Annotated in this window: 14 protein-coding genes; all 14 read left to right on the forward strand. The window is 74.4% G+C overall.

Annotated elements, in window-relative coordinates:
• On the forward strand, window positions 1–1,077 hold a 1,077-nt coding region (gene fliD / locus CNO22_RS21460), incomplete at its 5' end, for a flagellar filament capping protein FliD (protein ID WP_100501286.1).
• A 55-nt stretch (window positions 1,078–1,132) separates the two neighbouring features.
• The gene (gene fliS / locus CNO22_RS21465) at window positions 1,133–1,519 is read left to right on the forward strand and encodes a flagellar export chaperone FliS (protein ID WP_100501287.1); all 387 of its coding nucleotides are present in this window, start codon (window positions 1,133–1,135) and stop codon (window positions 1,517–1,519) included.
• Window positions 1,516–1,875 carry a hypothetical protein gene (locus tag CNO22_RS21470; protein WP_100501296.1) on the forward strand — a complete coding sequence of 120 codons (360 nt, stop codon included), beginning with the start codon at window positions 1,516–1,518 and terminating at the stop codon, window positions 1,873–1,875. The genes fliS and CNO22_RS21470 overlap by 4 nt, the downstream gene beginning before the upstream one ends.
• Before the next feature lie 342 nt (window positions 1,876–2,217).
• Window positions 2,218–2,565: a flagellar basal body rod protein FlgB gene (locus tag CNO22_RS21475; RefSeq protein ID WP_100501288.1), complete on the forward strand. Its 348-nt coding sequence runs from the start codon at window positions 2,218–2,220 to the stop codon at window positions 2,563–2,565.
• A gap of 79 nt (window positions 2,566–2,644) precedes the next feature.
• Window positions 2,645–3,049 carry a flagellar basal body rod protein FlgC gene (locus tag CNO22_RS21480; RefSeq protein WP_012947182.1) on the forward strand — a complete coding sequence of 135 codons (405 nt, stop codon included), beginning with the start codon at window positions 2,645–2,647 and terminating at the stop codon, window positions 3,047–3,049.
• Between the two features lie 2 nt (window positions 3,050–3,051).
• Window positions 3,052–3,381, forward strand: a complete 330-nt coding sequence (gene fliE / locus CNO22_RS21485; protein WP_100501289.1) for a flagellar hook-basal body complex protein FliE — start codon at window positions 3,052–3,054, stop codon at window positions 3,379–3,381.
• Entirely contained in the window at window positions 3,381–4,976 is a 1,596-nt protein-coding gene (gene fliF, locus CNO22_RS21490; protein WP_100501290.1) for a flagellar basal-body MS-ring/collar protein FliF, read from the forward strand. Before fliE ends, fliF begins: the two co-directional genes overlap by 1 nt.
• Before the next feature lie 73 nt (window positions 4,977–5,049).
• The gene (fliG, locus tag CNO22_RS21495) at window positions 5,050–6,135 is read left to right on the forward strand and encodes a flagellar motor switch protein FliG (RefSeq protein WP_198588496.1); all 1,086 of its coding nucleotides are present in this window, start codon (window positions 5,050–5,052) and stop codon (window positions 6,133–6,135) included.
• Window positions 6,113–6,880 (forward strand): FliH/SctL family protein, encoded by a 768-nt coding sequence (locus CNO22_RS21500; protein ID WP_232807238.1) that lies wholly within the window; start codon window positions 6,113–6,115, stop codon window positions 6,878–6,880. The genes fliG and CNO22_RS21500 overlap by 23 nt, the downstream gene beginning before the upstream one ends.
• Window positions 6,877–8,184 (forward strand): FliI/YscN family ATPase, encoded by a 1,308-nt coding sequence (locus tag CNO22_RS21505; RefSeq protein ID WP_100501291.1) that lies wholly within the window; start codon window positions 6,877–6,879, stop codon window positions 8,182–8,184. Before CNO22_RS21500 ends, CNO22_RS21505 begins: the two co-directional genes overlap by 4 nt.
• Window positions 8,185–8,233: 49 nt before the next feature.
• Window positions 8,234–8,689, forward strand: a complete 456-nt coding sequence (locus CNO22_RS21510) for a flagellar export protein FliJ (RefSeq protein WP_100501292.1) — start codon at window positions 8,234–8,236, stop codon at window positions 8,687–8,689.
• Entirely contained in the window at window positions 8,677–9,633 is a 957-nt protein-coding gene (locus CNO22_RS21515) for a transglycosylase SLT domain-containing protein (protein ID WP_100501293.1), read from the forward strand. Before CNO22_RS21510 ends, CNO22_RS21515 begins: the two co-directional genes overlap by 13 nt.
• Window positions 9,634–9,653: 20 nt before the next feature.
• Window positions 9,654–10,916, forward strand: coding sequence for a flagellar hook-length control protein FliK (locus tag CNO22_RS21520; protein ID WP_100501294.1), 1,263 nt, complete (start codon window positions 9,654–9,656; stop codon window positions 10,914–10,916).
• A gap of 12 nt (window positions 10,917–10,928) precedes the next feature.
• Entirely contained in the window at window positions 10,929–11,351 is a 423-nt protein-coding gene (locus CNO22_RS21525) for a flagellar hook capping FlgD N-terminal domain-containing protein (protein ID WP_100501295.1), read from the forward strand.
• Window positions 11,352–11,507: the final 156 nt, after the last annotated feature.

Below are 11,507 nucleotides of genomic sequence, written 5' to 3' on the forward strand. Positions count from 1 at the left end.
GCCTCCACGGCCAGCTTCCTCAGCGGTGCGACCTGGACGTCGACGGGCGACCCCGTCCGCTCCCCCACCAACTCCGACGGCACCACCGCCGACTCCCCGTGGCCGCTGACGATCAGTCGGCCGGACGGCACCTCGACGACCGTCGAGCCCCCCGCCGGAGCGACCCTCGCGCAGGCCATCTCCTTCATCAACGACCAGGAGGACCTCGGTCTGCGCGCCAGCGCGGTGAACACCGGCAGCGGGTACCGCCTCCAGTTGACCAGCGCCACCTCCGGCAAGAAGGGCGACTTCTCCGTCGAGCCCACGGCGGGCTCCCCCTTCTCCCAGGTCTCGCTCGCGACGGACGCCGCGCTGCTCCTCGGCGACGACACGAGGATCAAGTCGGCCACCAACACCTTCGCCGAGGTGATGACCGGCGTCTCGGTCACCGTCAGCCAGAAGGGCGCCAACGCCGTCGTGGAGGTGGGCGAGGACCCGAAGTCCATCGCCACCAAGGTCAAGACGCTGGTCGACGCGGTCAACTCCGCACTGGCCACCATCAAGACCCACGGCAACTCCGACAAGGGCAGCACCGCCGCGCTCAAGGGCGACCTGGAGCTGCGCACGCTGACCAGTCAGCTGCTGCAGACCGTGTCCAGCGCGGTGAGCGGGGCGGGTTCCCCCGGCGCCATCGGCATCGAGCTGACCCGCAGCGGCACCGTCACCTTCGACGAGACGGCGTTCCTCGCCAAGCTCTCCTCCGATCCCGACACGGTGCAGCGGATGCTCGCCGGCGCGCCCGCCGACAGCACGACGACGCCGTCCACTCCGGCCGTCGAGGGGATCAGCCAGCGCCTGGAGGCCCTGGCCAAGCGGACGACGAACTCGACCACGGGCACGCTGACCCTGCTGGCGCAGGGCCGGGACACCCTGGTCAAGGACTTCGAGACGCGGATCGCGGACTGGGACCTGCGCCTGGCCGCCCGCAGGGAGACGCTGACCCGGCAGTTCACCGCCATGGAGACCGCGCTCAGCTCGCTCAAGAACCAGTCCTCGTGGCTGGCCGGACAGCTCGGTTCGCTGTCCAGCTCAAGCTGACGCCCGCCCGGCCGATCCTCCCAGTACCTCCCCGCTTCCCCCAGGAGACCGCCTGATGAGCACCGCCTCCCTCCGCTCCCGCTACCTCGGCGACTCGGTCGCGACGGCCTCCCCGCAGCGGATCCTCGTGATGCTCTACGACCGGCTGGTGCTCGACCTCGAGCGCGCCGAGATCGCCCTCGACAGCGGCGACCGCGCCGAGGCCACCGCGCAGATCCAGCACGCGCAGGACATCGTCTTCGAGCTCCGCGAGAGCCTGCGGGTCGATGCCTGGGAGGGCGGTCCGCGGCTGGCCGCGCTCTACAGCTGGATGATCACCGAGCTGGTACAGGCTGGCGTCAAGCGCGACCGCAACCGCGTCGCCGCCTGCCGGCAGATCGCCGAGCCGCTCCGCGACGCGTGGCGGCAGGCCGCCGCCACGCTCGCCGCCTCCCCCGCATGACCCCCGGTCGCCCGGCGGCGGCCGGCGACGGCGACGCGTCCCGTGACTGGGCCACGGTCCTCGACGAGCTCGAGGGTGAGGTGCTCGCCGCCGAGTCGACCCTCCGGTCCGACCGCGAGGACGAGATCGCCGCCTGGGGACGCCGCGCCGAGGACTGGGTCCCGCCCCCGTCGTCGCTGGGTCCGGTCCCCGAGGACCTCCGCGAGCGCGCCGCCCGCCTGCTGCAGCACCAGCTCGCCGTCGCCGAGGAGCTCGTCGAGCGGATCATCCAGTCCCGCCGGCAGCGCGACGTCGCCGCCCGGATGTCCTACGGCCCGCCCCGCCCGGTCGCCTCCTACATCGACCGGGCCCTCTAGCCCCACCGCAGCACTCCCCCGCCCCCCGTGGCGCCGGCACCCGGCGCCCCGGGGGGCGTCGTGCGTTGCGGGTGCGGCACGCGGTGCCGGAGCGTCGCGCCACGGGCCCGTCGTCTGCCGTCACACACCGCGAGTCACAGTCGGCACGTCCACCCCACCGGCGTACTGCCACCACTCCCGTGGGCCCGGCCGGTCAGGCGCCGCACCGCCGGTGCCGATGACTGCAGAGCACGGAAAGCACACCCCTCGCCACGGATCGGCGAACCACTCACTCGCTCGCGAGTGTCTCCTGCGTACCCGGAGGCCGATCGTGTCCCGCTGCCCTGCCCCAGGAACCGCCCGGTGATCGGCGACGTCACCTCGTCGGCCCTGCACTCCGCCCTGAGCGGGCTCGCCCAGCGGCAGCGGGTCACCGCCGACAACATCGCAAACCTGCAGACGCCCGGCTTCCTGGCCGGCCGCGTCGACTTCGAGACCGGCCTGCGCGGCGCACTCTCCAGCGGCCGGACGCCGACCGCCACGACCGGCACGGTCCGCCGCTCCCTGGAGCCGACCCGGATGGACGGGAACAACGTGAACCTCGACGCCGAGACCGTCATCGCCACGGAGACGGGGCTGCGCTACCAGCTGGCGCTCAACGCCCTCGACGGCAAGTACAACGTCCTGCGCACGTCGCTGCGGACCGCCTGACCATGAGCGAGCTCGCGAGCGGATCGATGAACGGAGCCACCGTGCGCACGCCGTCGACGAGCGCCGGCGGGGAGAGGGCATGAGCACCTTCGACTCGCTGGGCATCTCCGGCTCCGGGCTGCTCGTCCACCGCAAGTGGCTGGACGCCGTCTCGGACAACATCGCCAACATCAACAACGTCACCTCGACCGACCAGGACGCGTTCCAGGAGCGGCTGATCGTGGCGCAGGCCGTCGACTACGGCTCCGGCGAGGGCGGGGTCCGCGTGGCCCGGGCCGAGTACGGCAGCGCGGAGGGCCGGATGGTCCACGAGCCGGACCACCCGCTGGCCGACGCGAACGGCTACGTGAGGTACCCGGACATCGACCTGGGCGACCAGATGACCCAGCTGATCATGGCGCAGCGCGGCTACCAGGCGAACCTCGCCGTCGTCGAGCGCGCCACCACCGCCTACCAGGCCGCACTCCAGCTCGGGAAGGGCTGACCATGACGTCCCCCATCGGCGGCATCTCGTTCCCCTCGGCGATCACCGGCCTCGCCGGGGTCGCCGGGACGACGGCCACCCCCGACGTCGCCGCCACCACCGCGGCCGGCGACAACGGCTTCGCGTCGGTCCTGATGTCCTCGCTGGAGGAGCTGCAGGCCAAGCAGGCGACGTCCGACGGCCTCGCCGTCCAGGCCGCCACCGGCGACCTGCGTGACGTGCACGACTACATGATCGCGGCCAACGAGGCCAAGCTCGCCACCGACATGGTCGTGACCATCAAGAACAAGGCCGTCGAGGCCTTCAACGAGATCCTCAGGATGCCGGTCTGATGTCTGCTGCCCTCGCCGGGCCGCTGGAGCGGATCCGCTCCACGTTCTCCACGATCAGCCTCGGTCAGAAGGTCGTCATCGGCCTGCTCGGCCTCGGGCTGGTCCTCGGCGGGTTCTTCTTCTACCGGTGGATCACGGCCCCCACCTACGCCCCGCTGTTCTCGAACCTGGCCTCGACCGACGCGTCGGCGATCGTCGACGAGCTCAACGCCGCCGGCGTCTCCTACGAGCTCGCCGACGGCGGCGGGACGATCATGGTCCCGAACGAGCAGGTCTACGACCTGCGGCTGTCGATGAGCGGCAAGGGCCTGCCCGCCGGCAACGACACCGGGTACGCGCTGCTCGACGAGCAGGGCATCACCACCAGCGAGTTCCAGCAGCAGGTCACCTACCAGCGGGCCCTGCAGGACGAGCTGTCGGCGACCCTGGAGTCGCTGGAGGGCGTGCGCACCGCCGTCGTCCACGTGGCCCTGCCCGAGGAGGAGGTGTTCGCCTCCGACGAGGCCGAGCCCACCGCCTCGGTGCTGCTCGACCTGGCACCGGGCACCTCGCTGGACAGCGGCCAGGTGCAGGCGGTGACCAACCTGGTCTCCTCGAGCATCGAGGGCATGGACCCCGATCAGGTCACCGTCGCCGACGCCACCGGTGCGGTCCTCTCGGCGCCCGGCCAGGGCGTGACCACGGCCGCCGGCGACGCCCGTTCGCAGCTCGAGCAGGACTACGAGGAGCGGCTGGCCGCCAACGCCGAGGCCGTCCTCTCCCCGATCCTCGGCCCCGGCCGCGCCACGGTGTCCGTCCGGGCCGACGTGGACCTCGACCAGCGCAGTACCACCTCGGAGACGCACACCTACGAGGAGGGCACCCCGCCCATCTCGGAGAGCACGACGACCGAGGAGTACACCGGCAACGGCGCCGCCGTCGGCGGCATCCTCGGCCCGGAGAACCAGGCCGACGCCGGAGCCGGCGCCGGGGACTCCACGTACGACAAGGAGTCCACGACGGCGAACAACGCCGTCGGCACCACCGTCGAGACCGTCGAGGGCGCGCCCGGGCGGGTCAACCGGCTCACCGTCTCCGTCGTCATGGACGAGGCCGTCGCCGGCAACCTCAACCAGGCCCAGATCCAGCAGCTGGTGGGCAACGCCGTCGGCCTCGACGTCGCGCGGGGTGACGACATCACCGTCGCGGCCATGCCGTTCGACACCACGGCCGCCGACGCCGCGGCCGACGCGCTCGCGGCGGCCGAGGAGGCCGAGAAACAGGCCCAGATGTGGTCGCTGATCAAGACCGGCGGCATCGCCCTCGGCATCGCCCTGCTCGTGCTGGTCGTCTGGCTGCGCTCGCGGCGCAGGCAGGACGACGACGAGGACGAGGACTACCAGGCCCTGGAGCTGGCCGACGACGTGCTGGCCGAGCTCGACCGGATCCGCATCGAGAGCACGCGGGGCGTACCGGTCGTCGACGAGGCCGCCCGGGAGCTGGAGGCCGCCGAGCGGGCCCGGGTCCGCGGCGAGATCGCCGCGATGGTCAGTGAGAAGCCGGACGAGGTGGCCGCCATGCTGCGCGGCTGGCTGAGCGAGAGCGGTGTGAAGTGACCGAGTCCCCGAGGTCGTCAGAGGACAGAGCAGGCTGCGGCGCCGTTCCGACGGGCGCCGGCGAGGAGGAGCTGTGACGCTCGCATCCGTCGAGCAGATGGTCGGCATGGCCCCCGCGGCCGCGCCGACCGCCGTCCTCCCCGCGGTGCGGGAGCGGCGGGAGATGCCGGGCCTGCGCAAGGCCGCGGTCTTCATCGCCCAGCTGTCCAAGGAGGAGGCCGGCGCGCTGCTGGCCAAGATGCGCCCGCGCGAGGTCGAGATGGTGACCCGCGAGCTGATGAAGCTGGGCTCGGTCGAGCCCGACGACGTCGACGGCGTCCTCGAGGAGTTCCACCACCTCATGACCGCCCAGCGGTTCGTGGGGCGGGGCGGCGTCGAGTTCGCCCGCGACATCCTCGCGGCCGGCCTCGGCGAGGACAAGGCCGACGGCATCCTGTCCCGGCTCAACGTCGTCTACACCGAGGTGCCATTCGCCTCGCTGCGCAACGCCGACGTCCGCCAGCTGGTCACCTTCCTCAAGGACGAGCACCCGCAGGTCATCGCCCTGGTGCTCGCCCACCTGACCGCGGCGCAGTCGGCCGAGGTGCTCTCCGGGTTCGCCCCGGAGCAGCAGGCCGCCGTCGCGCACCGCATCGCGACCATGGACCGCACCTCCCCGGAGATGGTCCGCCTGGTCGAGGAGGAGCTCGGCCGCCGGATGGGGTCGCTGCTGGCCCACCAGGACATGAGCACCGTCGGCGGCGTCGAGACCCTCGTCGAGATCATCAACCGTTCGCCGCGGCCGACCGAGCGCTCGATCCTCGAGTGGCTCGACAGCACCGACCCGGAGCTGGCCGAGCAGGTGCGCGCGCAGATGTTCGTCTTCGAGGACATCGTCACGATCGACGACCGCTCGCTGCAGCTGGTGCTGCGCGAGGTGGAGGCCAACGACCTGGCCACGGCGCTCAAGGGCGTGCGCCCCGACGTCCGCGACAAGGTCGTGCGGAACCTCTCCGAGCGCGCCGCCGAGAACCTCGCCGAGGAGATCGAGCTGCTCGGCCCGGTCCGCACCCGCACGGTCGAGGAGGCGCAGGCCAAGGTCGTCGGTGTCATCCGCACCCTCGAGGAGCAGGGCGTGCTGACCATCTCGCGGGGCGGTGAGGACGATTTCGTCGCCTGACGGCCGCACCGCGAGGGAGTCCTCGCTGCTGCGCGGCGGCACCGCCGCGCAGGCGGCACCGCGTGCGCCGTACACCCGCGCGGTGCCGGTCCCGCCGCAGGCGACCGGCGAGCGGCGGACGACGGTCCGCCGGGCGGCCGACATGCCGGTGCCCGGCCGGGCGTCGTTCCGGCTCGGCGACGTCTACGCCGAGGAGCTGGCCCGGCTGCGGGAGCACGCCCGCCAGGAGGGCTACGCCGCCGGCCACGCCGAGGGCGTCCAGGCCGCCGGCGCGGTCGTCGCCGAGGCCGAGCGGGCCGCCGAGGCGCGGCTGGCCGAGGTGCAGGCGCGCTGGGAGCGGCGGATGGTCTCGGCCACCGCGGCGCTCGGCGCGGCGGTCACCCAGCTCGAGCAGGCCGCCCTGCCGGTCGCCGAGGACGTCCGCGACTCGGTGATCACCATCGTGCTGACCCTGGTCGAGGACATGCTGTGCCGCGAGCTCGCGCTCGCCGACTCCCCCGTGGTGGACGCCGTCCGCCGGGCGCTGACGCTGTGCCCGGCCGACGCGCCGACCGTCGTCCGGCTGCACCCCGACGACCTCGCCGAGCTGCCCGCCGAGGCGCTGGCCGAGCTGCCGGACACGGTGCGGGTCGTCGGTGACCTCGCCGTCGAGCGGGCGGGTGCGGTCGCCGAGACCGGTGCCACCCGCGTCGACGCCCAGCTGGGCGCCGCGCTGGAGCGGGTGCGGGCGGTGCTGACCCCATGACCCTCGGCCTGCTCGACCGCGCCCGCGCGGCGGCCCGCCCGCAGGTGACCGGCTCGGTCGTCGGCGCGATGGGCCTGACCCTCTCCGTCGAGGGCGTCGTCGCCGCCGTCGGCGACCTGGTGGAGATCAACCCGTCGCCGCGCGGCGGCCTCCTGGCGGAGGTGGTCGCCGTCTCCCGGGAGCGGCTCACCTGCATGCCGCTCGGCGAACTCTCCGGCGTGCACGCCGGCGCGCGGGTGCGCGCCACGGGCATGCCGCTGCAGGTGCCGGTCGGCGAGGCGCTGCTGGGCCGGGTGCTCGACGGCCTCGGCCGGCCGGTGGACGGCGGCCCGCCGCTGGACCAGTCGCTCGAGTGGGTCGACCTGGCCAGCGAGACCCCGCACGCCCTGGCGCGCACCCGCGTCGAGGAGCCGCTGACCTCCGGCGTCCGGGTGCTGGACACCATGGTGCCGCTCGGGAAGGGCCAGCGGCTGGGCATCTTCGCCGGCTCCGGCGTGGGCAAGTCGACGCTGCTGGCCCAGATCACCCGTGGCACCGACGCCGACGTGCGGGTCGTCGGTCTGATCGGCGAGCGTGGCCGCGAGGTGCGCGAGTTCCTCGAGGAGAACCTCGGGGAGGAGGGCATGGCGCGCACCGTCGTCGTCGTCGCCACCTCCGACGAGCCGCCGCTGGTGCGGCTGAAGGCGGCGTTCGTCGCCACCCGCATCGCCGAGGGCTTCCGCGACCAGGGCCGCGACGTGCTGCTGATGATGGACTCGATCACCCGCACCGCGATGGCCCAGCGTGAGGTCGGCCTGTCGGCGGGCGAGCCCCCGGCGACCCGCGGCTACCCGCCGAGCGTCTTCGCGATGATGCCCAAGCTGCTGGAGAAGGCCGGGACGGCGTCGGTCGGCTCGATCACCGGCCTCTACACCGTGCTGGTGGACGGCGACGACCACAACGAGCCGATCGCCGACACGGCGCGCTCCATCCTCGACGGGCACGTGGTGCTCACCCGCAAGCTCGCGACCGCCGGCCACTTCCCGGCGATCGACGTGCTCGAGTCGATCTCCCGGGTGGCCACCGCGGTCGTCCCGCCGGCGCAGATGGCCGACGCCCGCGAGGTGCGCCGGCTCATGGGCGCGCTGCGCGACGTCAAGGAGCTCATCGAGATCGGCGTCTACCAGGCCGGGACCGACCCGCTGGTCGACCGCGCCCGCCAGCTGGCGCCGGCCATCGAGGCGTTCCTGCAGCAGCCCACCGGCGAGCTGACGCCGGCCGGGGACTCGTGGGCCTGGCTGAACCGCATCGTGAGGTCGGCATGACGCAGCTCGCGGGGTTCCGCCGGCGGTCCTCGGTGACCTCGTCCCGCCGGTGAAGCGGGCCGCCTTCCGGCTGCAGCCGGTCCTCGAGCTGCGCCGCACCGAGGAACGGACGGCCGCGCTGGCCGCGGCCGAGGCCGCGCGTGCCGCCGCGGACGCCGACCGCCGCGCCACCGAGGCCGAGGCCGCGGTCTCGGCGTCCCTGCCGTCGGGCCCGACCGACCCCCTCGCCTTCCGCGCGCGGATGGCGATGGCCCGGCTCGTCGCCGAGGACGCCGCCGCGGCCCGGGCGCTCGCGACCGCCTCGGCCGAGCAGGCCGAGCTGGTCCGCGCGGCGTGGACGGCGGCCGCGCAGCGCACCAAGGGCCTCGAGCGGCTGCGAGAACGACACCTCCGGACGGTGCGACTGGCCGAGCAGGCTGCCGAGGAGAGGACCGTGGACGACCTCGTCACCGGCCGCTCCGGCCGCCGCACCCGCACCGACGGGGAGGCGGCATGGAGGGACTGACCGCCGTGCAGTCCCGGATCAGCGAGATCCAGGCCCGCTTCCTCGTCGCGCCGCGCCCGGCGGTCTCCGCCGACTGGACCGCGGCCGCCACCGCCGCCGGGCTCACCGGCACGAGCGCCACCTCCGCGACGGGCACCGGCACCGCCGGCAGCGCGTCCGAGGGCGCCGTCGTCGCCGAGGCGCGCAAGTACCTCGGCGTCCCGTACCTGTGGGGCGGCACCGATCCGGCCAAGGGCCTGGACTGCTCCGGCTTCACCCAGCTCGTGTACGGCAACCTCGGCATCGAGCTGCCGCGCACCTCCTCGCAGCAGGCCACCGCCGGCACCGCGGTCGCCTCGCTGGCCGACGCCCGCCCCGGCGACCTGGTCTTCTTCGACTACTCCCCCAACCGGCCCGGGATCGACCACGTCGGCATCTACGTGGGCGACGGCAAGATGATCGCCGCCCCGCAGGCCGGCGAGGTCGTCAAGGTCCAGGACGTCGGCAACCCGTCGGTCATCCGCCGCGTGCTGCCGGCCGAGTCGGCGTCCGCGGTCGCGGGGACGCCGTCCGCCGCGTCGCTGTCGGGCGTCCCGTACGCCGACCTGTTCACCCGGGCCGGCAGCCGGCACGGCGTGGACCCGGCGCTGCTCGCCGCGGTGGCGCAGCAGGAGTCCGGCTTCGACGCCTCGGCGGTCTCCCCGGCCGGCGCGCAGGGCCTCATGCAATTCATGCCCGCCACCGCCCGGGGCCTGGGCGTCGACCCGTTCGACCCCGCCTCTGCCGTCGACGGCGCGGCCCGCTACCTCGCCGACCTGACCCGCCAGTTCGGTTCCACCGAGCTGGGCCTGGCCGCCTACAACGCCGGGCCCGGCACCGTCCGCCGCTACGGCGGCATCCCGCCCTACTCCGAGACCCAGGACTACGTGCGCAACGTGATGAGCAAGGCAGCGGCCCTCCGATGACGACGCCCCTGGGAACGGCCGTGCCGGCACCCGCCCGGGCCGCCACGGGCCCCGCCGCGACCGACGTACCCCGCCGGGCCGAGCGCTTCGCCAGCGCTCTGGACAACGCCCTCGACGACGCGGTGTCGCGCGGGCAGGACGGCCCCCGCGGCCGGGACCGCGCCGCCGGGGACGACGGCACCCCCGCCGAGCCGACTCCCGAGGCCCCGGACCGCGATCAGCCCGCCGCCGAGCAGCCCGCCCTCTCCCCCGCCGGCCTGCCGCCGGGCCTGTGGGCGCTGTTCACGGGCATCGGCACCGGCGCTCCCGGACCGGCCAACGCCGTCGCCCACGCGGCCACCGGCTCCGCGGTCGTCACCGTGGCGCAGGCCGTCGCCGCCGCCGCTCCCACGACCGCGCCGGCTGCGGGACCGGACGGCGTCCCCGCGGCGGTGCCGCCCGCCGGCGTCCCCGCGCCCGGCACGACCGACCTGCCGGCCGGTGCGGTCCTGGCCCCGGACGCTCCGGTGGCCGACGCCGTCCTGCCCGGCAACTCCGTGCCGGCGACCGCCGCGGCCGACCCGCTCCCCGGGCTCACCGTCGTGCTCGCCGGTGCGGACGCGCCGACCCCGGCGGCGCCGGAGCTCGTGGCCCCGGACCGGGCCGTCCCGCTCCCCCAGCCGGCCGGCACACCGGTCCCGGCCGAGGGCGCGGGCGCCGACACCGGCTCGGCCCCCGACGAGGAGGCCCCCGCCCCCGCTCCCGCACCGGCTCCGGCGCCGGCCGCTGCGGCGACCACTGCGGCCCCGGCATCCGCCGTCCCGGCCGCGACGCCGGTCGCGACCGCGGAGCCGGCGGCGCCGGCACCACCGGTCGCCGGTCAGGTCGCCCAGCACGTCGCCGTCCTGCGCCAGGGCCCGGACGGCACGCACACCATGACCGTGGTGCTCACGCCCGAGACGCTCGGGCCGGTCGAGGTCCAGGTGACCGTGAGCTCCGGCTCGGTCGACCTCGCGCTGAAGAGCGCCACCGAGGCCGGCCGCGCCGCGCTGCTCGAGGCCCTGCCCGACCTGCGCCGCGACCTGGCCAGCGCCGGACTGACCTGCACCAACGCCTCGGTCGACCGGGACGCCGGAGGGGCGTGGGCCTCGGCCCAGCAGCACGCCGCCGGTGACCGGGCCGGCCAGCAGGGGCAGCCCGACGGCCGCGGCCGGTCGTGGCTGCGCGGCGCCGACGCCGACCCGGGCCGCCCCGCCCCCGGGACCACCGCCATCCCGTCGTCCGGCCTGGACGTCCGGGTCTGAGAGGAGCGACCGATGACCAGTCCCGTTACCGGGGTGGGCGGCGCCGCCACCGCGCCCGCCACCAGCACGGTGACCCGCACCGACCAGATGGGCAAGGACGTGTTCCTGCAGCTGCTCGTCGCCCAGATGCGCTACCAGGACCCGAACAGCCCGGCGAGCACGACCGAGTTCATGTCGCAGACCGCGACGTTCACCCAGGTGGAGAAGCTCGAGCAGATCGCCGCGCAGAACGCCTCCCTGGTGGCGCTGCAGCGCTCGCTCTCCGCCGGCGCCCTCGTGGGGCACACGGTGAGCTACACCGACGAGGCCGGCGCCACCGTCACCGGCACCGTCGGCTCGGTGAAGATCGCCGGCGACGAGCCCAGCGCGGTCGTCGACGGCGTCGACGTCCCGATCGGCCGGCTCACCGAGGTCTCGCTGCCCGGCACCCGCTGACCCCCCGTCCCTCCCCCCCGTCCCCTCTACACCTCTGACCTCCCCGTCGCCCCCTTACGCGTCGTCTGTCGCTGTTACCGCTCTACTCACTAAATCAATACACATTGCGTTCATCCATATAGTTCTACATGCTCTAATACTACTAAGTTGCCTTAA

The organism is Geodermatophilus chilensis, from assembly GCF_002802985.1.
GTDB lineage: Bacteria > Actinomycetota > Actinomycetes > Mycobacteriales > Geodermatophilaceae > Geodermatophilus > Geodermatophilus chilensis.

Coding starts and splice junctions, on each gene's coding strand:
- fliS (WP_100501287.1), top strand. CDS start 1,133: ATGAGCACCGCCTCCCTCCGCTCCCGCTACCTCGGCGACTCGGTCGCG.
- CNO22_RS21480 (WP_012947182.1), top strand. CDS start 2,645: ATGAGCACCTTCGACTCGCTGGGCATCTCCGGCTCCGGGCTGCTCGTC.
- fliE (WP_100501289.1), top strand. CDS start 3,052: ATGACGTCCCCCATCGGCGGCATCTCGTTCCCCTCGGCGATCACCGGC.
- CNO22_RS21515 (WP_100501293.1), top strand. CDS start 8,677: ATGGAGGGACTGACCGCCGTGCAGTCCCGGATCAGCGAGATCCAGGCC.
- CNO22_RS21470 (WP_100501296.1), top strand. CDS start 1,516: ATGACCCCCGGTCGCCCGGCGGCGGCCGGCGACGGCGACGCGTCCCGT.
- CNO22_RS21525 (WP_100501295.1), top strand. CDS start 10,929: ATGACCAGTCCCGTTACCGGGGTGGGCGGCGCCGCCACCGCGCCCGCC.
- CNO22_RS21505 (WP_100501291.1), top strand. CDS start 6,877: ATGACCCTCGGCCTGCTCGACCGCGCCCGCGCGGCGGCCCGCCCGCAG.
- fliF (WP_100501290.1), top strand. CDS start 3,381: ATGTCTGCTGCCCTCGCCGGGCCGCTGGAGCGGATCCGCTCCACGTTC.